Source organism: Methylobacillus arboreus, from assembly GCF_020532725.1.
In the GTDB taxonomy this organism is placed as follows: domain Bacteria; phylum Pseudomonadota; class Gammaproteobacteria; order Burkholderiales; family Methylophilaceae; genus Methylobacillus; species Methylobacillus arboreus.
This window is the reverse complement of record NZ_JAJAVC010000007.1, coordinates 74,274-93,927: the sequence shown is the minus strand read 5'-3', so window position 1 is coordinate 93,927 and position 19,654 is coordinate 74,274. Positions and strand designations below refer to the sequence as shown.

Genomic DNA, 19,654 nt, shown 5'->3' with positions numbered 1-19,654 from the left:
TCAAATCTCGGACTCCCGGATTTCAAAATCGTGGGTTATCTCGGCAGCCTTGCCAAGCATGATGGAAGCTGAACAGTATTTTTCGGCAGACAGTTTGACTGCGCGCTCCACCTGGGCCGGATTCAATCCTTTGCCAGTGACAACGAAATGTACATGTATCTTGGTAAATACCTTGGGGATTTCGTCTGCACGCTCTGCCGTGATCTCGGCTACGCAGTCCGTCACGGGTTGGCGGGATTTTTTCAGGATAGTGACCACATCAAATGAGGTGCAAGCCCCCATGCCGATCAGCAACATTTCCATTGGACGCATACCAAGGTTACGGCCACCGGCATCCGGCGCACCATCCAGCACCACGGCATGCCCGGTCTCGGACTCACCCATGAAACAGACATTTTCAACCCATTTAATGCGTGCTTTCATTTTTGACTCTTGATTCCATTCAAAGCATAGAGGTAAAAGCGCCTGTTGCAGCAGTATCTTGCCTGCAACAGGCGCCGTTTGCAGGCTTACTTGATACCTAGCAATTCCACATCGAACACCAGGATGGCATTAGGCGGAATCACGCCGCCTGCGCCGCGGGCGCCATAACCATACTCTGGGGGGATGATAAGGGTGCGCTTGCCGCCCACTTTCATACCTGCAAAGCCTTCATCCCAACCACGGATCACCTGGCCACCGCCAAGATAGAACACGAAAGGCTCACGGCGATCGAGAGAGCTGTCGAACTTTTCACCCTTGCCGTCAGGCTTGCTAGGATCATATAACCAACCTGTGTAATGCACGGTCACGTTCAAGCCGGCTTCAGCTTCACGGCCCTCGCCTACCTGGGTGTCGATTTTCTGCAATTCGGTTACGTTATCACTCATTACGATTTTTTCCTTGTCACTATTGGTATCGGCTGAACAGCCACTAATGGCTAGCATGGCAAGCATCACAGCGCTCGCCAGCATGGCAATTGATCTCATTGATTACTCCGATAGCGGGTTATACAACAACAGCGCTGACTTGCTCAAAAAAGAAACTCATCGCGCTGCGAGAGGCTAATATCATACATAGATTATGTCCGCCTGTGCGGATCAGGGTTGCTTGTATACCCAGTCTACAAGGGCATCCTGCGCCGTACGCGAGTTGCTGGCCTTGGGATCGTTAACCATGACCACCACCACCCAGCGGCGGCCTTTATGGTCGTGAACATATCCAGCCAGGGCACTGACGCCATTAATGGTGCCGGTTTTCAAATGGGCATTGCCGCGCGCGGGGCTGGTGCGCAAACGGTTGGCCATGGTGCCGTCCACAGAGGGAATCGGCAGCGCGGAGAGATATTCCGGCATCACCGGGCTGGCATATGCCGCCAGCAGGAAAGCCGCCATATGCCTGGCCGCGATCTGCTCATTGCGCGAAAGCCCTGAACCGTTTTCCAGCACCAACTCCGGGAAATACAGCCCCTTGCTGGCAAGCCATGCCCTTACGGCATGAATACCATCGGCCTCCATTGCCGGACTGTCAACCCGCTCGGCGGCAATGGTCAGGAATAGCTGCCTGACCATGAGATTGTTGCTGTATTTGTTGATGGTGCGGATGATCTCGGACAGGGGTTCGGAATGATGGGTCACCAGGTGTCGCGCGCCTTCAGGCACAATACCATAGCGCCAGCCGCCTGCGAGCTTGCCCCCCAATAACAACCAGTTGCTGCGAAACAGGCTATAGGCATACGGCCCGTCTTCCAGCACGTTGAGCTCCAGGGTTTTATCGCGGCATGCAGCGGGATAATCGCCGTTGAACGTCACCGCCACATCATTCTCCTGCGGCTCCACGATAAACCGTAAGCGGCTTTTCCAGTCACCGCACTCACCTCGCACCAGGTTCATCTGGTTGCGGATATGAATCTCAGGCAGGTCGGGATCCGGCTCTATCTTCAGCTTGCCGCCCTCGACAAGAAAATGAAAGGTAGTGGATTTGATATTGACGGCAAACGCATTGGGAGCGGCGTTATAAGGGGCGTGCGGCTTGTCATCAAACGCGGCCGCATCATGGTGCCTATCCGCAAAGAAGCGGGTATCGAGCACGATGTCGCCGCGAATATCCCCTACCCCTGCCAGGCGCAAATCCTCAAGCATGGTACGCATGTCTGCCGCCAACAGATAAGGATCGCCGCGCCCCTGAATAATCAAATTACCGTGCAGCACGCCATTTTCCAGCCTGCCATCATGGTAAAGCTCGGTTCGCCAGCGATATGCCGGCCCCAACAGCTCCAGCCCGGCATAGGTACTGAGCAGCTTCATGGTGGAGGCCGTTTTCATTGGCCGGTCGCTTTGGTGATCGATCAAGGGCGCTTCCTGATCGACACGCTGCACGTAGACCGCGGCATTCTCAGCAGGAATCCCGTTCTTTTTGAGCAACTCGCTGACAGGCGCAGGCAGACCAGCAGCATGAACCGTCAAGCTGATTGCCAACAACAGACCCGCAAACAAACTTTTCATATGCATTCCTTAAGGGCGCCCAAGGTTTGTTCCAGCATCCAGTCAATTTCGCTTTCGCTAATGACATAAGGCGGCATGAAATACACCGTGTTACCGACTGGCCGCAGCAGCAAGCCACGCTGCAGCACAGCCTGGTAGAAGCGCTGCTGAAAGCCGGCCTGGCCGGAAGTGACGTCAAATGCCCAGATCATGCCGGTATTGCGCAAGTGGACAATGGGCAGATCGGCCCAATCGACCAGTTGCCTGTTGAGGTAAGCAGCCTTGCTGCGGTTGCTTGCCAGCACATCCTGTTGCGCGAAAATTTCCAGCGTTGCCAATGCCGCACTGCAGGCTAAGGCATTGCCGGTGTAACTGTGGGAATGCAAGAAACCGCGCGCAACGCTGTCATCATAAAAAGCGCGATACACTTCATCTGTAGTCTGCACAACGGAAAGCGGCAAATAGCCGCCTGTAATCCCTTTGGACAAACACAGGAAATCCGGCCGGATGCCTGCCTGTTCCGAGGCGAACATGGTACCGGTGCGGCCAAACCCCACGGCGATTTCATCGGCAATCAAGTGCACATGATATTGGTCGCATAGCGCACGCAAACGCCGCAAATAAACCGGATGATGCATCGCCATGCCTGTGGCGCACTGCACCAATGGTTCGAGGATCAAGGCTGCAATTACAGCATGATGAGCGGCAATATACTCCTCCGCCCGATCGGCACAGCGCAAGGCATATTGCTCGGCACTTTCGCCGGGCTCGGCAAGCCGCCAATCGGGACTGGGCAATTGCACGGATTCTCGCAGCAACGGTGCGTAAGTATCCTTGAATAAATCCACATCCGTCACGGAAAGCGAACCCAGGGTTTCCCCGTGATAGCCGTTTTTCAGGCTGATGAAGCGCGTCTTGCCGTGCTGGCCGCCATTGCGCCAGTAGTGAAAGCTCATTTTGAGCGCGATTTCGGTAGCCGAGGCACCATCAGAAGCATAAAAACTATGGCCGAGGCCGGTCAGCGCAGACAGCTGTTCTGAAAGCCGCACGACCGGTTCATGGGTAAAACCAGCCAGGATCACATGCTCAAGCTGGTCGAGTTGCGCGACAATCGCCGCCTTGATATGAGGATGGTTATGGCCGAAAAGGTTGACCCACCAGGAACTTACTCCATCCAGATAACGCTTGCCGTCGAAGTCTTCCAGCCAGACGCCATCGCCACGCCTGACGGGCACCAGCGGCAGCGCTTCATGCTGCTTCATCTGCGTGCATGGATGCCAGACACTGGCATGGCTGCGCTGTAACAGGGATTGGTTGCCGGATACCATTAAACCGGAGCCAGTAGATTAATGCAGGACGTGCTGGGCTGCCTCGTCAGCCAGCACAATGCGGTCGGTTCTCAGCCCCAGGTCCCAGGCGGCCTCTTGCGTCGCCAGTTGCAACATGCTGCTCAGGGCATGGTTCAGCTCTGCGGTCATCGCAATGCTATAAACCTCACCAGCCTGGCTGTACAAATCCAGCATGGACTCCATATGATCCATATGCACCAGCTTGCAATCGGTAATCAGCACGGGCGGTTCCTCCCCTGCCGGCTTCTGGTCGTGATAGGCGCCGGAAAGGTTGATGCCCTTGATCAAGGGCAGGCTGACAACCTCTTGGTTGAAATGCTCAAGCAACTCTTCGGCAGTCACCGCCAGCACGTCATGCATGGGCATGGGCGACAGTTCGCTGTCCTGCAACAACCCCCATAGCACCCGCACCACACGCCGCGTCAACCAGGCATTCAGCTCAGTTTCATCAGCCAGGCTGACTTTCAGCAACATGCGGTCCTGATGGCCGCTATAACTCAAATGCAGCTGCTGAATTGCCATATCCGCGAATTCATCCGACATTCACCACTCCCGCGCTTACAAAACATTGAATATGGGATTATAAAGCACTACACAATTCTTTATCGGATCATCCCAGCATTCCCTGGAAAATGTTCGTTACTGAATTTTCAGATTTGCACCAATGCATCAAAGATGCTTCCGGGCACTTCAAATGAAACGATTACAAAGATGCAACCGGCTATTGCACTCCGGCTTTGGCCTGCCTAGCTAAGGAGAAGCTATTGCCTTGAGTACAGCATTCAATACCCCGGGGAATTTTTGCTCGATCTCGGCAAGTCGCAAGGAATTCAAATGCTCTTTACCATCAATAATGGTTTCGACAAGCCCGGCGCTGCGTAATATCTTGAAATGATGCGACATGCTTGATTTAGGGCGGTTCAACTCCAGCTCGCCGCATGTCATTTGTCGCCCTTCTTTTGCCAGGAGCCCCACTATCTCGAGCCGGGCAGGGTCGGAAAGCGCATACATGATATCTGTCAGCTCGACCTGCTCGATTGGGGGATGCTTAATTTGCCTCATGGACAAAATTTAACATAGCTATTATTATATTTCTATAGTTCGAATATATTGGAACTATAGAATCAATCCTGTTGAAGTGAAGGCAATAGTGACACAACACCACCTCAACATTAACAACCAAGAGGAATTACCATGGCAGACCTGTTTTCTTCATACAAATTGAAAGATGTCGAATTAAGGAACCGCATCGCGGTACCTCCCATGTGCCAATATATGGCAACCGATGGCTTGGCCAATGATTGGCATAAAGCCCATTATGCAACATTGGCCCGTGGCGGCAGCGGGCTGGTCGTCGTCGAGGCCACGGCTGTCGCCCCAGAAGGACGTATCACGCCTCATTGCCTGGGTATCTGGAATGACGCCCAGGCTGACCAACTGCGCGAGATTGCAGCGTTGATCAAGGCTGCCGGTGCCGTGCCGGGGATTCAGATCGCCCATGCAGGCCGCAAGGCAAGCGCAAATATTCCTTGGGAAGGCGACGACCACATCCCTGAAACCGACGCACGCGGGTGGCAACCCATAGGCCCGTCCGCCAAGGCGTTTGGAGGCGGACTGCCGCGCGTACCGGAAGAAATGACGATTGAGGATATTCAACGCGTGCAGCGCAACTTTGCGGATGCGGCCCGCCGTGCTTATGCAGCAGGCTTTGAATGGCTGGAATTGCACTTTGCACATGGTTACCTGGCGCAAAGTTTCACATCAACCCATTCCAACCTCCGCACGGATGAATATGGCGGCAATCTTGAGAACAGAGGCCGTTTCACGCGCGAAACGCTTGCCGCCGTGCGCGATGCCTGGCCAGAAAACCTGCCGTTGACCGCCCGTTTCGGGGTACTGGAATTTGACGGACAAGATGAACAGACGCTGGGAGAGTCCATTCAATTGGTGAACAATTGGCGTGAGCTGGGGTTGGATATGCTTAGCGTCAGCATCGGGTTCAGCACGCCTGATGCCAATATCCCCTGGGGGCCTGCATTTCTGGGCCCGATTGCTCAACGTGTGAGAAATGAAGCCCGGATACCCGTTTCATCTGCATGGGGCTTTGGAGCGCCAGATCTGGCTGACCAGGCAATACGCAATGAACAGCTGGACCTGGCCATGATAGGCCGTGCACACCTTGAGAACCCGCACTGGACTTATCAAGCGGCTAAAGACCTGGGCAAGGAGAACCCGGCTTGGGTGCTTCCAGCGCCTTATGCGCATTGGCTGGCCCGCTATCACGATCCTAAACAAAGTAAATAGTTAGGTAGCCTTCCTTTTGTTCCAGCACGATCAGGCCCAATCTTTGATTGATTGGGCCTGATTGTTTATACAGACTGAATAACCAATCACATCCACTGTTCATTCAGCCTTTGCAAAGTTTGCAAATTCACTTCAGATTTAATTGCTTTTTACAATCCAGGTCCAGATTCAGTTAGCTACGGGAATGGACACATTCTGGGCTTTAAAACCATCCCAAGACTCTCCCGATACAATATTACGTAATTAATTTAACTCAACCATTGACCACAACAAAACGAAACCGTATAGTTTCGTTAAGGTTTGATGGCATTTAATTCCAAACTGAATTTGCCATCTGCCAAGATCAATGATGTGGAGCACCCAATGGTAAGAGTTAAAACAAACGCACGCCGTGAAGCTTTTTTAGCTGCCGCTGCGGAAGTCTTTCAAGAAATGAGCTTTGACCAAGCCTCGATGGATGTGATTGCTGCAAAAGTGGGCAGCTCGAAAGCAACCTTATATCGATACTTCAAATCTAAAGAAGCCTTGTTCACGGAATTGATCCATCGTTCTGCTAGCGACCAGGGTGGCAATATGATGTCGATTGTTCATACCAGTGGCGGCGTTCCGGCTGATAAACAATCAGCCGTAGAGGCAGTAGATACCCTAGGCTTACTCAACCCGGATGAAGATATCAGGCTGACACTGACCAGGTTTGGTGAGCATGTTCTTGAAACCTTCCACACCCCCCAATCATTTGCTGTGCAACGCATGGTCATTGCCGCCTCAGTGAGTTCCGATGTGGGCAAAACCTTCTATGAACAAGGTCCGGCCAGGGCAATCGTCTATCTGCAGCATTACTTTGCTCCTCATATTCAGGCTGGTCGTTTACGTCAAGCCGACCCTCATGTTGTTGCTTGCCATTACTTTGGATTGCTTCAGGCAGAGGTATATCAGGCAGGGTTGTTCAATGTTGTGACAGCGCTTGATAAGAGCACTATCCCAGAAATCGTAGCTCGGGCGATTGATGTGTTTATGCGGGCATATGGGTAAACCGCCCCTTTCTGTCATTCCATCACCCACACTCTCAATTTGAAAGGCTCCGCAAATGAAAAGCCGTTACCTCCTTGCCCTGCTGCCACTATTTGTGAATGTGGCCCATGCAACCGAATCTGTGCATTCAGACACTTTTCAGGCACCTCCTGTCCAGGAAGAGCAGGCCAGCTGGAAAAGCAAGGTCACCAAAAAAGAACCCCCGTTAAGACTTGCTGTGAATTTACCGCTTCCAGGAAGTGGCTCAATTAATGACTTTGCAACCTCTGGCGTTTCCTCTGCCTCTGAGCAAAGCGCCGATCTGGATGATGATGAATTGATAGACCAGGCTGAAATCGCTGACCCTTGGGAAGGCTATAACCGAAGCATGTATGAGTTCAATAATGGCTTTGATAAGTACGTTGCCCGTCCATTGGCAGTGACCTATGACACGGTGACACCAACCTATGTGCAGGGATGTGTGAGCAGATTCTTTTCAAACCTCAGAGAACCAGGAACAGCTGTAAACCAGGCCCTACAAGGCAAGCCGCTAAACAGTATCAAGTCTTTAGGCCGTTTTGTGATGAATACAACTCTGGGGATCGCGGGCCTGTATGACCCAGCAACCTATTTTGGATTGCCCAAAGGTTATGAAGACTTTGGACAAACGCTTGCGGTATGGGGTTGGGACGAATCTCGTTACTTTGTAGCCCCGCTGCTTGGCCCACGCACGTTGCGCGACATGGTGGGAATAGTAGGAGACCAGCCGTTATCACCAATCAATCAAATTGATAATAGTAATGTCGTGCTTGGCATGAACATCGCGCAATTGACAGACGCCCGTACCCGCATGCTGCCTTACGATGAATTGCGACACCAAGCAGTTGATGAATACATCATGGTGCGGGATGCGTGGATCACAAGGCGAACGAATCAGATCAACGAGGATAAATAGATACCTGAAGCCCCTAGTTTATGGCCACGTGGAAAGGTACGTAACCAAGTGAGTGACAAAGTGCCAGGTAAAGATGAATCAGCAGAGTTATTGCTGTTGCCTCACGGCTTTGACTGGTATCTGTTAATTGGCGATGAGACAGGATTACCAGGCATCGAAAGGGAGCTCAGGCATTTGTCTGGCGATTGCCGTGTCGCAGTATTCTTGGAAGTCGATACGCCTGAAACGCGCAGATACCTCGATACTGATTCAACTCCCTATATTGAGTGGTTTTACCGCAACAACATTCATGACAATCGGGATTTTAAACAAAGCCTAGAGAAACTCTACATTCCCGGAGGCAAGGGCTTTGTATGGGCCACAGGCAAACATGAGTTTCTTGACTCCGTCGGGAACTCCTTACTTAACCATCACGCTATTAATGTGTCGCTTTTTACCCGGCCACAACAATCTCATGGCCACGGCATACAAAGAAAAAGCTATGAGGTCAGGCCAATAAAGAAAAGTTTTTGGTAGTAATTTTTTAATTATCTATACGTTCTTGAATATTTATTAAGCGAAAGGCAGCGATAAAACCCATGAAACCGATCAATTATGCAATAGGACTGTTAGGTATAGCGCTGATGAATACAAACGCACTGGCCGAGTCAAAAATAGACCGCCAAACTGAAACCGCCATGCCACGGCAAAAAAATATGTATGGTGTCGGTGCTGGATTTATTCCCAAAACCTCAGGCTCGAAGGACTCACGCGCTATCGTACTACCAGTAATCAATGCAAATTATGGAGATCGCTTCTATGTGAATGGCCTGCAAGCTGGCATGTGGTTGCTTGAGTCCAGCGACAAGAGAATTCGGCTGGGGTTGTCTGCAGACGCCAGATTTGGTTGGGATGCCGATGATAGCAGCCGCACCAAGGGCATGCATGACCGTGACTTTTCCGTCGATATTGGCCCAGTACTACGCTGGCAAACTGATTACGGTACGGTTAATGCACAGTGGGGCTTTGATGTTGGCGGAGCCAGCAAGGGACAAAATGTTCAGTTGCAGTTTATTCGCAGTCTTTATCGCTCAAGTCAATTCCGCCTGAATGGTTTGGTAGGGCTCCAATGGAATGACAAGAAGTTCAACGACTATTACTTTGGCGTTGATGCAGATGAGGTACGTCCGGGCCGGCAAGCCTATGAAGCAGGTGCTGGTGTTCAGTATCAGCTTGGAATTAATGGCATGTACAGCGTCAAAGAAAATCATGCTTTATTCTTTGGAATGATTGTGAACCGCCTTAGTAATGAACAAGCGGACAGTCCTATCGTGGAGACGAAGACTCAACCTATGGGTTTCATAGGCTACTCCATCGGGTTTTAAAAACAGCTGGATTGATGATGTGATCGGTCTTCATGAACATGAGCCGACGCCTCATCGGCTCATTCATACACTCTCTTCTGCTTAATCCTAGCGACATCAGAAAACGAACACCATGGCAACACAACGCACCGTGCCTAAACCGTTGACCCTTGCCGCAGTAGAAATGGTGAGTGTCATTTGCAATTTAATTTCAGACGCAATCAAATCGAACCTAAACCCACTCTTTTTGATGCAGCCTCAAATGACTCCTTTCGTTCGCTGTATCGATCCACCAGCAATGGAGAAATATCTCGGGTCAGGAGAGTGAACTTAACCAGCTCCTCCATCACATCCACCACCCGATCATAAAGGCTGGATGGTTTCATCCGTCCCTCATCATCAAACTCCTGGAAAGCTTTGGGAACCGAAGATTGATTGGGAACCGTGATCATACGCATCCATCGGCCAAGCACCCGCATTTGATTCACTGCATTAAATGACTGCGAGCCACCCGACACTTCCATCACAGCGAGAGTCTTGCCTTGGGTTGGGCGTATAGCCCCAATTGATAGTGGTATCCAATCGATCTGGGTTTTCATGATACCTGTCATAGCGCCATGTCGCTCTGGTGAACACCACACCATCCCTTCTGCCCACAATGCCAAAGCACGTAGTTCCTCGACCTTGGAATGAGTTTCAGGGGCATCGTCAGGCAAGGGTAATCCGTGTGGATCAAATATCCTGACTTCACATCCCAGCGCTTCTAGCAGCCGTGCAGCTTCCAGTGTCAGTAACTTACTGTAAGAGCGTTCTCGTAGAGAGCCATACAGCAAGAGGATGCGGGGTGGATGAGTTGAGGGGGTATATTGGGTTAGTTGCTCAATAGTAGCCTTGTTGAACAACGATACTTCCACATTGGGTAAGTCGATGCATTTAGAATCCATCCGAATCATTTCCTTAATTAACGGCGCAGATACCATGCCTTGCTATTGTTCACAATGTAGACCACCGCAAGCATCGCAGGCACTTCAATCAATACTCCCACTACCGTTGCCAATGCAGCCCCGGAATGAAAACCGAACAGACTAATGGCCGTGGCAACCGCCAGCTCGAAGAAGTTACTGGCTCCGATCAAGGCTGAGGGGCCTGCAATATTGTGTTGTTCCCCCACTTGACGATTAAGCCAATAAGACAGGCCTGAATTAAAAAATACCTGGATCAGGATAGGTACAGCTAACAAGGCAATGACCATAGGCTGCTCTATGATGGCATGCCCCTGAAAGCCAAATAGCAGCACAAGAGTCAGCAGTAATGCGGCTATAGACCAATGTCCAATTCCATGCATAACTTGATCATAGTGAGCCTGGCCTTGGCGCAGTAATATTTTACGTAGCACTTGGGCCAAGATCACCGGAATCACGATATACAACACGACAGAGGTAGTGAGTGTTGCCCAGGGGACGGTAATTGCAGAAATACCTAGCAGCAGTCCCACCAGTGGCGCAAAGGCGAAAATCATGATGCTGTCATTCAGGGCCACCTGAGACAAGGTAAATAATGGATCACCATTAGTCAGGCGACTCCAGACAAATACCATGGCAGTACAGGGTGCTGCCGCCAAAAGTATCAATCCGGCAATGTAACTGTCCAGTTGATCAGCCGGCAGAAAATCGGCAAAAAGATGGCGAATGAACACCCAGGCTAGAAATGCCATGGAAAAAGGCTTCACCAACCAGTTAATAAACAGGGTAATCCCAATACCCTTTACATGCTGGCGTACTTGCCCCAATACTGAGAAATCCACCTTGGCCAGCATTGGGATGATCATAATCCAGATCAGGAAACCAACCGGCAAATTGACTTGGGCAACTTCTAGCCGAGCTATGGCCTGGAATGCTCCGGGAAACCATTGCCCTAAGACCACACCAACCAAAATACACAAGGCCACCCATACAGTGAGATACCGCTCAAATACACTCATTTGATGCCATCCAGCTCATGCTTGATGCTGGGGCTGTCCATGGACTCTAGAGGCAGGCGAATGAAACGCTCAACATAACCCTGAATCTGACCCCAGATCAGCGCGAAAGCTGCACGTTTGTCCTCATCGCTACCCTGGACAGCTGCGGGGTCTTCAAAGCCCCAATGCCCTGAAATGGGCGTGCCAGGCCAAATTGGACATACTTCGCTAACAGCGTTATTACACACCGTAATCACAATATCCATCTTGGGAGCATCTGGTGTAGCAAACTCATCCCAGCTCTTACTCCGCAATTCATCAGTGGGATAGCCCAACGCAGCCACCTGTTCAACCGCAAAAGGATTTACCTTGCCAGTGGGATGGCTGCCTGCACTGTAAGCCTTGAATTTGCCCTGACCAAGCTGGTTGAACAAGGCTTCTGCCATGATACTGCGTGCAGAGTTGCCTGTGCACAGGATCAGCACATTGAATATCTGGGTAGTCATTTGCTAGGTACTTCACGTGATTGGAATTGAACAGGGGTACAAGGATCACCACCACAGCAGTTCTCTGTGAGGTATGCCAGAACATTGTTCATTTGTTCATAGTTGGCGGAGTAAATGACAAAGCGGCTTTCGTTACGTGAAGTAACTAGGCCTGCATGGGTTAGCTCTTTAAGATGAAATGACAATGATGAGGGCGCAATACCCAGCGTCTCGCTGATCTTGCCTGCAGCCAGGCCATCAGGGCCTGCCTGAACCAGTAGACGATATACAGCGAGGCGAGACTCTTGTGCAAGTGCAGCTAATGCGGAGACAATAATTTTAGATTCCATATTTCAATAATAATTGAAATATGGAATCTGTTCAAATTTTAAATTGCCATCCATGTGGATTATTCCGAGTAGAAAACAATGCTAGGGCTTGGTAATTGGAGGCTTCCTCAGGAAATATGCACTCAATCTAGAAATAGATTGGAGGAATCTGACTTTCGATTGCAAACGACACCTTCAGCCCCAAATCTCAATCTGAACTTAGGCTGCAAAAATCTGGACTTAAACTGCAAAAATCTGGATTTAAGTTGCAGACGACAAAAAAAATTTCAAATCCAGCTCTTGAAAAACCACTATGTCGTCCCTATCATTAGCACTCAATAGGGATGAGTGCTAAACCACCCTAGTAACCGAACTTGTAACAAAACCAATGTTAATTTCAAGATTTTAGGAGAGAAACCCATGGCAATTCGTCCATTGCAAGACCGCGTTATCGTGAAACGTCTGGAAGAAGAACGCAAGACCGCATCCGGCATCGTGATCCCTGATTCTGCCGCTGAAAAGCCAGACCAAGGCGAAGTGATTGCTGTTGGCCCAGGCAAGAAAGACGACAACGGCAAGGCAATTCCTCTGGACGTCAAAGTTGGTGACAAAGTGCTGTTTGGCAAGTATGCAGGTCAAGCCGTCAAGGTAAGTGGCGATGAAGTCCTGGTACTGCGTGAAGATGACATTCTGGGCGTTGTAGAAGCCTAATTGTCCGCTAAACATTCGTTCAAACAAGTTTCAACAGGAGATATAAATGGCTGCAAAACAAGTTATTTTCGGCGATGAGGCACGTGCCAAGATCGTTAACGGTGTTAACGTTCTGGCTAACGCTGTCAAGGTGACACTGGGTCCAAAGGGCCGTAACGTCGTTCTGGAGCGCTCGTTCGGCTCCCCAACCGTAACCAAGGACGGTGTTTCTGTTGCCAAGGAAATTGAACTGAGCGACAAGCTGGAAAACATGGGTGCCCAACTGGTGAAGGAAGTCGCTTCCAGAACCAATGACAACGCCGGTGATGGCACAACCACCGCAACCGTTCTGGCACAGGCTATCGTACGTGAAGGTTTCAAGTACGTTGCTGCAGGCTTCAACCCGACTGACCTCAAGCGCGGCATCGACAAGGCTGTTGCCGAGATCGTGAATGAAATCAAGGCCATCTCCAAACCAACCACCACCAGCAAGGAAATTGCCCAGGTTGGTTCCATTTCCGCCAACTCCGACCTGGATATCGGCCAGATCATTGCCGATGCGATGGACAAGGTAGGCAAGGAAGGCGTGATCACCGTTGAAGACGGTTCCGGCCTGGAAAACGAGCTGGACGTAGTGGAAGGTATGCAGTTTGACCGTGGCTACCTGTCTCCATATTTCATCAACAACCCGGATCGCCAGATCGCCCTGCTGGAAAATCCTTTTGTCCTGCTTTACGACAAGAAGATCTCCAACATCCGCGATCTACTGCCGACACTGGAGCAAGTTGCCAAGGCTGGCCGTCCGCTGCTGATCATCGCTGAAGATGTTGAAGGCGAAGCGCTGGCTACACTGGTTGTCAACAACATCCGTGGCATCCTGAAGACTGTTGCCGTCAAGGCGCCTGGCTTCGGTGACCGCCGCAAGGCAATGCTGGAAGATATCGCCATCCTGACCGGCGGTACCGTCATTGCAGAAGAAGTTGGCCTGAACCTGGAAAAAGTGACCCTGGAAGACCTCGGCCAAGCCAAGCGCGTTGAAATTGGCAAGGAAAACACCACCCTCATCGACGGTGCCGGTTCCGAAAGCAACATCAAGGTACGCATTGACCAGATCAAGCAGCAGATCGAAGAAGCGACCAGCGACTATGACCGTGAAAAGCTGCAAGAGCGCGTAGCCAAGCTGGCTGGCGGTGTTGCCGTGATCAAGGTCGGTGCTGCTACCGAAACCGAAATGAAGGAAAAGAAGGCGCGCGTTGAAGATGCATTGCACGCTACCCGCGCTGCGGTTGAAGAAGGTATCGTACCTGGCGGCGGCGTTGCCCTGCTGCGCGCCCGTTCTTCCATCAAGGAACTGAAGGGTGACAACCCAGATCAGGACGCTGGTATCAAGATTGTGCTGCGCGCAATTGAAGAGCCTCTGCGCCAGATCGTTGCCAACGCTGGTGACGAGCCATCCGTCGTAGTGAACAAAGTGCTGGAAGGTACTGGCAACTATGGTTACAACGCTTCCAACGGCACTTATGGCGACCTGGTTGAACTCGGTGTTCTGGATCCAGCCAAGGTAACGCGTTCTGCCCTGCAAAACGCTGCTTCCGTGGCTTCCCTGATTCTGACAACTGACGCACTGGTTGCTGAACTGCCTAAGGAAGAAGCACCAATTGCGCCTCACCATGATGGTGGCGGCATGGGTGGCATGGGCTTCTAATCCAGGCAAGTCTTCAGGTTGCCCACAAGCGCCTGATGCTCATGAAAACCCCGGCATGCCGGGGTTTTTTATTTCAATGTTCCTTAAGCACGCCAGGCCATGAACGGCCTAGATTCCCTGCCGTCAATCCGTCACATTTCCCCATCAGAATATTTATTCACCCAAACGGATAAATTGAGCCTATACTCGGAAATGATTAGCATTGATAATTAAAAACGACAGGGCAAAGACCCCTGCAACAGCAACCCTGGAAACGACAGGCAAAAAAAACCCCGATTAAAGGGGAGTAAAATCGGGGTTAAGCATTTAAGCCTCATTGGGATAAGGCTTCCCGCTCAGGGAGGAAAGCGGGAGACGAGCATGTCGTCTGCAAATTAAGACCGGGGTGAATTGCTATAGTTCACCCAGAGTGCGTTTTTTACATCTGCTTACAATTACGCACCTAAAGTGCACAGATGTTTGTTACCCAACACCTGCAACGGTTCTCTTAGCCTCTTTCACCTGCGATAATGCCGGCTATGACGAATTCGACTTCCCCTACTTCGCTGCTTGAAGGCCTCAACGATAAACAACTTGAAGCCGTCACCCTGCCTCATCAATCGGCCTTGATCCTGGCCGGTGCCGGCAGCGGCAAAACGCGCGTTCTCACTACGCGCATCGCCTGGCTGATCCAGACCGGACAAGTCTCTCCTCATGGCATCCTCTCGGTGACATTCACCAACAAGGCAGCCAAGGAAATGCTCACACGGCTGGGCGCCATGCTGCCGATCAACATCCGCGGCATGTGGGCGGGCACTTTCCACGGCTTGTGCAATCGATTGCTGCGCGCCCACCATCGCGAAGCCGAGCTTCCCGCCACCTTCCAGATTCTTGACACGGCCGACCAGCTTTCCGCCATCAAGCGCGTCATGAAAGCCATGAAGGTGGACGACGAGAAATTCCCTCCCAAGCAAATACTGGGCTACATCAACAGCTGCAAGGAGGAGGGATTGCGTGCCTACGCGGTGGAGGCTTATGACAGCCACTCGCAGCGCATGCGCGAGATTTTCGAGGAGTACGACAAGCAATGCCAGCGCGAAGGCGTGGTGGATTTTGCGGAATTGCTGCTGCGCTGCTATGAGCTATTGAGCCGCAGTACCAGCATCCGCGAGCATTACCAGCACCGGTTCAAATATATCCTGGTCGACGAGTTCCAGGATACCAACCGCCTGCAATACCTCTGGCTGAAACTGCTGGCAGGTGCGGACAACTGCATTTTTGCCGTTGGTGACGACGACCAGTCGATCTACGCTTTCCGCGGCGCGCGCGTGGGCAATATGCGCGACCTCGAACATGACTTCAACGTGCAGAACATCGTCAAGCTGGAACAGAATTACCGCTCCCACAGCAATATCCTGGATGCGGCGAATGCCATCATCATGCATAACCGCAACCGCCTGGGCAAGAATCTCTGGACCTCCGCTGGCAAAGGCGAACCCATCCGCGTGTATGAAGGCTATAACGACAAGGACGAAGCGGTTTTCATCGTCGACGAGATCAAGGCCTTGCATGCCGAAGGCACCGACCTCAGCCAGATTGCCCTGCTCTACCGCTCCAACGCGCAATCGCGCATCCTGGAGCATGAACTCTTTTCAGCCGGCTTGCCTTATCGTGTCTATGGCGGCCTGCGCTTTTTCGAACGGGCCGAGGTCAAGCATGCGCTCGCCTATTTGCGCCTGATCGCCAGCGGCGATGACGACACGGCATTGCTGCGCGTCATCAATTTCCCGACCCGCGGCATTGGCGCCCGCAGCCTGGAGCAATTGCAGGAGCTCGCACGCCAGCAGGATTCCAGCCTATGGCAGGCAGCCCTGTCCAAGGCAGGCGATGGCCGGCCTGGACGCGGGCTGGAAGGCTTTGTTGCGCTCGTCAAGCAAATGCAGGAAGAATCCATCGGCCTGACATTGCCGGAACAGGTCGAGCTAGCCACCAGCCTTTCCGGCCTGCGTGACCATTACGCCGCCGATAAGGAAGGCGAAGACCGCATTGCCAACCTGGATGAACTGGTCAATGCCGCGATTGCATTCAACAACCAGGAAATCGGCATGCAGGTGGATGAAAATGGCGAGGTTGCCATGTCCATACTGGCGCAGTTCCTTGCCCATGCCAGCCTCGAATCCGGCGAACACCAGGCCGATGCCGGACGCGATGCGCTGCAACTGATGACCGTGCATGCCGCCAAGGGACTGGAATTCAACACGGTATTCATCAGCGGCATAGAAGAAGGCTTGTTCCCGCATGAGCAAAGCAGCTTTGAAGCCAATGGCCTGGAAGAAGAACGCCGCCTGATGTACGTTGCGGTGACGCGTGCGCGCCATCGGCTCTATCTCAGTTTTGCGCAGAGCCGCATGCTGCATGGGCAAGTGCGTTACGGCATTCCATCGCGCTTTCTCGACGAGATTCCTGAAGAGCTGCTCAAGCGCCTGAACAGCCACTCGAACAAAGCATCTGGCTACAGCCAGCCTGCGCCTGTCACTGCGGCAGCAAGACCACAAGCGCATATGCCATGGAAGATCGGCCAGGCCGTTGCCCACAGCAAGTTCGGACAAGGCGTGGTGGTGAATTACGAAGGCAATGCCAATGACCTGCGGGTACAGGTCAATTTCGGGCCTGAAGGCTTGAAATGGCTGGCAATGGAATACGCCAAGCTGGAAACGCTATAGCAGTTCTACGGTGTCCAGCCGCGCACTGGGGTCTGACATTCCAGCCACCATCATCAATGGGTTATCTCATTCCGCCTGAAATATTGATCGTTTCACCCGTGAGATACTTCGAATCTTCAGATGCCAGATAAACTGCTGAAGGCGCAATGTCATCAACCTGGCCAATGCGTCCCAGCGGCGCGGTCGACTCGACCCAGGTTTTCGTATCTCCCTCGGTAAATCCCCCTGCATGCGCGCCTTCCGTTGCAATCAAGCCCGGATTAATGGCGTTAACCCGGATTTTCCGGGCACCGAGCTCCTTGGCCAGCACGCCAGTCAACGCATCGACCGCGCCTTTTGTGGCGGTATATACGGATGAATTAGGAGGCGTCAATGTTGTGACGGATGAGCTGATATTGATGATACTGCCGCCATTTTCCCCAAACAATGGTAGAGCTTCTTTGATGGTGAGCAGCAGGCCAAGCACATTCAGGTTGAACTGTTTATGAAAATGCGCTTCATCCACTTGCTCAATAGGGGAAAACTCAAATACACCCGCATTGTTGACCAGAATATCCAGCTGGCCATAAATGGATTTGGTCTGGGAGAATAAATTGGTGATATCTGCCTGCTTTGAAACATCACCTTGAACTGCAAATGCCTTGCCGCCTGCATTGATGATTTCCGTCACCACCTTATCCGCACCCTCTTTGCTGGATGCGTAATTGACGATGATTGATGCGCCCTCGGCAGCCAATGCCTTTGCGATCCCGGCACCGATACCTTTCGAAGCGCCAGTAACCACCGCGACCTTGCCTTCCAGTTTTTTAGCCATTTTTAACTCTCCAATTGAAAATGAAATTATGTAAATTGTTCAATAATTCATTATTATTGAACTAATGTACCAATGTCAATTGCAAATGTTAAAATAAGCCTATGGTTCAGTTTGTTCATCCCGCTAAGGAAGATATTAAACTTGAAGGCATCCTTGGTGCCCTTGCCGATCCTATGCGGCTGAGGATCATGAAAAGCCTGATGGGCAATGAAGGCTGTATGTCTTGTTCAGAAGCAGCACCTTGTCCGAACATAGCCAAATCTACCCTTTCACATCACTTCCGGATACTTAGAGAAGCAGGACTGATACATACTGCAAAGAAGGGGGTAGAAAACCGGAATATTGTCCGGACTGAAGAGATCAATCAGTTATTTCCCGGATTGCTCGATTTAATCCTGAAACTATCTGAAGAACAATAGATACGGCCAAGGCTGGAAGCGTATTACCGGCCTTCGTCTGAAGAAAGGCTGAGGCCTTTACGGTATCAGCCTTTCTTCATTATCATGCGACATCTTGAAGATATCCCGGTTACTGACATACTGGAATGCCAGCATCAGGGCACTGGCAAACAACAGGCAGGCAAACACCAGCGCCAGCATCAAGAATCCACCCATGGCCTTGGATGCCGCGGACATCATACCCACCAGCACGCCTGCCAGCGTCATGCTGAGCATGATCACCAGGGTGACTGCGACCCATGTCAGGACCAGAGGCAGCAGGTACTGGATGAAGGCGGCCAGGCTGGACTTGATGGCCCGTGCCACGGAATACTGCTGGAAAGCCACCAGTGCCGGGGCGAACCAGATAACCAACACCAGGGGGACGAGCAGCAACATCAGCTTGGTGATGATCGGCATGGACTGCTCGAGCACTTGCTCGGGTTTCGGCTCGCTCTTGGCAAGCTCATCCAGCTTCATTGCATCTTCCGCAGTCAGGATATTGATCAGCAGCACGTAGCCCACGCAGATCGCCCCCAAGACCAGCAACTTGGGAAAACTGGGCTTGATTTCATTGAGCAGGTCGCCTAGATCGCTTTCACGGCCAAAATCCGCATCGCGATAAAAGCCGACAGCCAATGCCAGAAATGCGGGCAGCAGCAGGAAAGAGATAAATTTCAGCCCAAGCAGGCCAGGCAACATGGCAAAGAAGAATACATGCGCCAGACCAAGCAGCATCCACTTGCCCGGCGTCTTGCGGAACAAAGTAAGGATATCGCGCATCCAGGCGTTCACCTGGCCGAAAATCGTTGGTTTGACTTGCATGTTGCCCCCTAGGGTATGTTGACCCAGGTAGTAAGTGTTTGCTCATGCGCAGCAATAGCATTGCGCAAGATACGCTCGAAATATTGTGGATCCTTGGCATGCGTCAATTCCCCGGCCTGCGGGAAATGCAGGTCGTTGAGGCGCGAAAGCCAGAAGCGCATTGCCGCCACTCGCAGCATGCCGGGCCAGGCCGCATGCTCGGCATCTGTCAGCGGACGCACCGCATGATAGGCATTGAGCAAGGCGCTCACCCGTGCGACATCCAAGGTGCCATCAGGGTTGA

General features: G+C 51.8%; 21 protein-coding genes and 1 pseudogene. 9 read left to right on the top strand and 13 right to left on the bottom strand.

Translation table 11 applies throughout. The annotated features are described in order from the left end of the window. The 6 genes from LG198_RS10440 to LG198_RS10415 all read right to left on the bottom strand — a co-directional run bounded on the left by LG198_RS10440 (position 1) and on the right by LG198_RS10415 (position 4,873). Entirely contained in the window at positions 1-423 is a 423-nt protein-coding gene (locus tag LG198_RS10440; protein ID WP_230343126.1) for an OsmC family protein, read from the bottom strand. An 86-nt stretch (positions 424-509) separates the two neighbouring features. Further along, on the bottom strand, positions 510-869 hold the full coding sequence (locus LG198_RS10435) for an FKBP-type peptidyl-prolyl cis-trans isomerase (protein WP_407659190.1): 360 nt from the start codon (positions 867-869) through the stop codon (positions 510-512). Positions 870-1,079: 210 nt separating this feature from the next. Continuing rightward, complete coding sequence (gene dacB, locus LG198_RS10430; protein WP_230343124.1) at positions 1,080-2,483, bottom strand: D-alanyl-D-alanine carboxypeptidase/D-alanyl-D-alanine endopeptidase; 1,404 nt, start codon at positions 2,481-2,483, stop codon at positions 1,080-1,082. After that, positions 2,480-3,790: an adenosylmethionine--8-amino-7-oxononanoate transaminase gene (gene bioA, locus LG198_RS10425; protein WP_230343123.1), complete on the bottom strand. Its 1,311-nt coding sequence runs from the start codon at positions 3,788-3,790 to the stop codon at positions 2,480-2,482. Before bioA ends, dacB begins: the two co-directional genes overlap by 4 nt. Before the next feature lie 18 nt (positions 3,791-3,808). Next, on the bottom strand, positions 3,809-4,354 hold the full coding sequence (locus LG198_RS10420) for a hypothetical protein (protein WP_230343122.1): 546 nt from the start codon (positions 4,352-4,354) through the stop codon (positions 3,809-3,811). Between the two features lie 207 nt (positions 4,355-4,561). Further along, positions 4,562-4,873 carry an ArsR/SmtB family transcription factor gene (locus LG198_RS10415; protein ID WP_230343121.1) on the bottom strand — a complete coding sequence of 104 codons (312 nt, stop codon included), beginning with the start codon at positions 4,871-4,873 and terminating at the stop codon, positions 4,562-4,564. A gap of 132 nt (positions 4,874-5,005) precedes the next feature. On the opposite strand from LG198_RS10415, the gene LG198_RS10410 reads away from it, so the two are divergent. From LG198_RS10410 to LG198_RS10390, 5 genes are all read left to right on the top strand, one after another. Continuing rightward, the gene (locus LG198_RS10410) at positions 5,006-6,115 is read left to right on the top strand and encodes an NADH:flavin oxidoreductase/NADH oxidase (protein ID WP_230343120.1); all 1,110 of its coding nucleotides are present in this window, start codon (positions 5,006-5,008) and stop codon (positions 6,113-6,115) included. A 303-nt stretch (positions 6,116-6,418) separates the two neighbouring features. Next, positions 6,419-7,147: a TetR/AcrR family transcriptional regulator gene (locus tag LG198_RS10405; protein WP_230343119.1), complete on the top strand. Its 729-nt coding sequence runs from the start codon at positions 6,419-6,421 to the stop codon at positions 7,145-7,147. A gap of 55 nt (positions 7,148-7,202) precedes the next feature. After that, positions 7,203-8,081, top strand: coding sequence for an MlaA family lipoprotein (locus LG198_RS10400; RefSeq protein WP_230343118.1), 879 nt, complete (start codon positions 7,203-7,205; stop codon positions 8,079-8,081). A 48-nt stretch (positions 8,082-8,129) separates the two neighbouring features. Next, positions 8,130-8,597 carry a siderophore-interacting protein gene (locus tag LG198_RS10395; protein WP_230343117.1) on the top strand — a complete coding sequence of 156 codons (468 nt, stop codon included), beginning with the start codon at positions 8,130-8,132 and terminating at the stop codon, positions 8,595-8,597. A gap of 62 nt (positions 8,598-8,659) precedes the next feature. Beyond that, positions 8,660-9,445, top strand: a complete 786-nt coding sequence (locus LG198_RS10390; protein ID WP_230343116.1) for a MipA/OmpV family protein — start codon at positions 8,660-8,662, stop codon at positions 9,443-9,445. A gap of 200 nt (positions 9,446-9,645) precedes the next feature. On the opposite strand, the gene arsH is transcribed toward LG198_RS10390, so the two are convergent. The 4 genes from arsH to LG198_RS10370 are packed head-to-tail and all read right to left on the bottom strand — an operon-like array spanning position 9,646 to position 12,219. Further along, complete coding sequence (gene arsH / locus LG198_RS10385) at positions 9,646-10,368, bottom strand: arsenical resistance protein ArsH (protein WP_230343115.1); 723 nt, start codon at positions 10,366-10,368, stop codon at positions 9,646-9,648. 17 nt (positions 10,369-10,385) lie between these two features. Beyond that, positions 10,386-11,405, bottom strand: a complete 1,020-nt coding sequence (arsB, locus tag LG198_RS10380; protein ID WP_230343114.1) for an ACR3 family arsenite efflux transporter — start codon at positions 11,403-11,405, stop codon at positions 10,386-10,388. Further along, positions 11,402-11,890, bottom strand: coding sequence for an arsenate reductase ArsC (locus tag LG198_RS10375; RefSeq protein WP_230343113.1), 489 nt, complete (start codon positions 11,888-11,890; stop codon positions 11,402-11,404). The genes arsB and LG198_RS10375 overlap by 4 nt, the downstream gene beginning before the upstream one ends. Next, entirely contained in the window at positions 11,887-12,219 is a 333-nt protein-coding gene (locus tag LG198_RS10370) for an ArsR/SmtB family transcription factor (RefSeq protein ID WP_230343112.1), read from the bottom strand. Before LG198_RS10370 ends, LG198_RS10375 begins: the two co-directional genes overlap by 4 nt. Before the next feature lie 399 nt (positions 12,220-12,618). Between LG198_RS10370 and groES the strand changes: the two genes are divergently transcribed. The 3 genes from groES (at position 12,619) to LG198_RS10355 (ending at position 17,295) form a co-directional block, all read left to right on the top strand. Further along, positions 12,619-12,909 (top strand): co-chaperone GroES, encoded by a 291-nt coding sequence (groES, locus tag LG198_RS10365; protein WP_230343111.1) that lies wholly within the window; start codon positions 12,619-12,621, stop codon positions 12,907-12,909. A gap of 46 nt (positions 12,910-12,955) precedes the next feature. Beyond that, the gene (groL, locus tag LG198_RS10360; RefSeq protein WP_230343110.1) at positions 12,956-14,593 is read left to right on the top strand and encodes a chaperonin GroEL; all 1,638 of its coding nucleotides are present in this window, start codon (positions 12,956-12,958) and stop codon (positions 14,591-14,593) included. A 509-nt stretch (positions 14,594-15,102) separates the two neighbouring features. Beyond that, the gene (locus LG198_RS10355) at positions 15,103-17,295 is read left to right on the top strand and encodes a UvrD-helicase domain-containing protein (RefSeq protein ID WP_230343109.1); all 2,193 of its coding nucleotides are present in this window, start codon (positions 15,103-15,105) and stop codon (positions 17,293-17,295) included. Between the two features lie 61 nt (positions 17,296-17,356). On the opposite strand, the gene LG198_RS10350 is transcribed toward LG198_RS10355, so the two are convergent. Next, a complete protein-coding gene (locus tag LG198_RS10350; protein ID WP_230343108.1) occupies positions 17,357-18,109 on the bottom strand; it encodes an SDR family NAD(P)-dependent oxidoreductase in 753 nt (250 codons plus the stop codon). Positions 18,110-18,210: 101 nt separating this feature from the next. On the opposite strand from LG198_RS10350, the gene LG198_RS10345 reads away from it, so the two are divergent. Further along, positions 18,211-18,528: an ArsR/SmtB family transcription factor gene (locus tag LG198_RS10345; protein ID WP_230343107.1), complete on the top strand. Its 318-nt coding sequence runs from the start codon at positions 18,211-18,213 to the stop codon at positions 18,526-18,528. Positions 18,529-18,585: 57 nt separating this feature from the next. On the opposite strand, the gene LG198_RS10340 is transcribed toward LG198_RS10345, so the two are convergent. Both LG198_RS10340 and LG198_RS10335 read right to left on the bottom strand, forming a co-directional pair. Continuing rightward, the gene (locus LG198_RS10340; RefSeq protein ID WP_230343106.1) at positions 18,586-19,371 is read right to left on the bottom strand and encodes a BPSS1780 family membrane protein; all 786 of its coding nucleotides are present in this window, start codon (positions 19,369-19,371) and stop codon (positions 18,586-18,588) included. 8 nt (positions 19,372-19,379) lie between these two features. Next, a pseudogene (locus LG198_RS10335) lies at positions 19,380-19,654 on the bottom strand (homoserine kinase); the annotation flags it as partial.

What these genes read in the sequence shown, in the direction of transcription:
- groES (WP_230343111.1), top strand. Translation starts at nt 12,619, where the DNA reads ATGGCAATTCGTCCATTGCAAGACCGCGTTATCGTGAAACGTCTGGAA.
- LG198_RS10370 (WP_230343112.1), bottom strand. Translation starts at nt 12,219, where the DNA reads ATGGAATCTAAAATTATTGTCTCCGCATTAGCTGCACTTGCACAAGAG.
- bioA (WP_230343123.1), bottom strand. Translation starts at nt 3,790, where the DNA reads ATGGTATCCGGCAACCAATCCCTGTTACAGCGCAGCCATGCCAGTGTC.
- arsB (WP_230343114.1), bottom strand. Translation starts at nt 11,405, where the DNA reads ATGAGTGTATTTGAGCGGTATCTCACTGTATGGGTGGCCTTGTGTATT.
- LG198_RS10435 (WP_407659190.1), bottom strand. Translation starts at nt 869, where the DNA reads ATGAGTGATAACGTAACCGAATTGCAGAAAATCGACACCCAGGTAGGC.
- LG198_RS10390 (WP_230343116.1), top strand. Translation starts at nt 8,660, where the DNA reads ATGAAACCGATCAATTATGCAATAGGACTGTTAGGTATAGCGCTGATG.
- arsH (WP_230343115.1), bottom strand. Translation starts at nt 10,368, where the DNA reads ATGGATTCTAAATGCATCGACTTACCCAATGTGGAAGTATCGTTGTTC.
- LG198_RS10345 (WP_230343107.1), top strand. Translation starts at nt 18,211, where the DNA reads ATGGTTCAGTTTGTTCATCCCGCTAAGGAAGATATTAAACTTGAAGGC.
- LG198_RS10375 (WP_230343113.1), bottom strand. Translation starts at nt 11,890, where the DNA reads ATGACTACCCAGATATTCAATGTGCTGATCCTGTGCACAGGCAACTCT.
- LG198_RS10400 (WP_230343118.1), top strand. Translation starts at nt 7,203, where the DNA reads ATGAAAAGCCGTTACCTCCTTGCCCTGCTGCCACTATTTGTGAATGTG.
- LG198_RS10420 (WP_230343122.1), bottom strand. Translation starts at nt 4,354, where the DNA reads ATGTCGGATGAATTCGCGGATATGGCAATTCAGCAGCTGCATTTGAGT.
- LG198_RS10415 (WP_230343121.1), bottom strand. Translation starts at nt 4,873, where the DNA reads ATGAGGCAAATTAAGCATCCCCCAATCGAGCAGGTCGAGCTGACAGAT.
- LG198_RS10410 (WP_230343120.1), top strand. Translation starts at nt 5,006, where the DNA reads ATGGCAGACCTGTTTTCTTCATACAAATTGAAAGATGTCGAATTAAGG.
- groL (WP_230343110.1), top strand. Translation starts at nt 12,956, where the DNA reads ATGGCTGCAAAACAAGTTATTTTCGGCGATGAGGCACGTGCCAAGATC.
- LG198_RS10340 (WP_230343106.1), bottom strand. Translation starts at nt 19,371, where the DNA reads ATGCAAGTCAAACCAACGATTTTCGGCCAGGTGAACGCCTGGATGCGC.
- LG198_RS10440 (WP_230343126.1), bottom strand. Translation starts at nt 423, where the DNA reads ATGAAAGCACGCATTAAATGGGTTGAAAATGTCTGTTTCATGGGTGAG.
- LG198_RS10405 (WP_230343119.1), top strand. Translation starts at nt 6,419, where the DNA reads ATGGCATTTAATTCCAAACTGAATTTGCCATCTGCCAAGATCAATGAT.
- dacB (WP_230343124.1), bottom strand. Translation starts at nt 2,483, where the DNA reads ATGAAAAGTTTGTTTGCGGGTCTGTTGTTGGCAATCAGCTTGACGGTT.
- LG198_RS10350 (WP_230343108.1), bottom strand. Translation starts at nt 18,109, where the DNA reads ATGGCTAAAAAACTGGAAGGCAAGGTCGCGGTGGTTACTGGCGCTTCG.
- LG198_RS10355 (WP_230343109.1), top strand. Translation starts at nt 15,103, where the DNA reads ATGCCGGCTATGACGAATTCGACTTCCCCTACTTCGCTGCTTGAAGGC.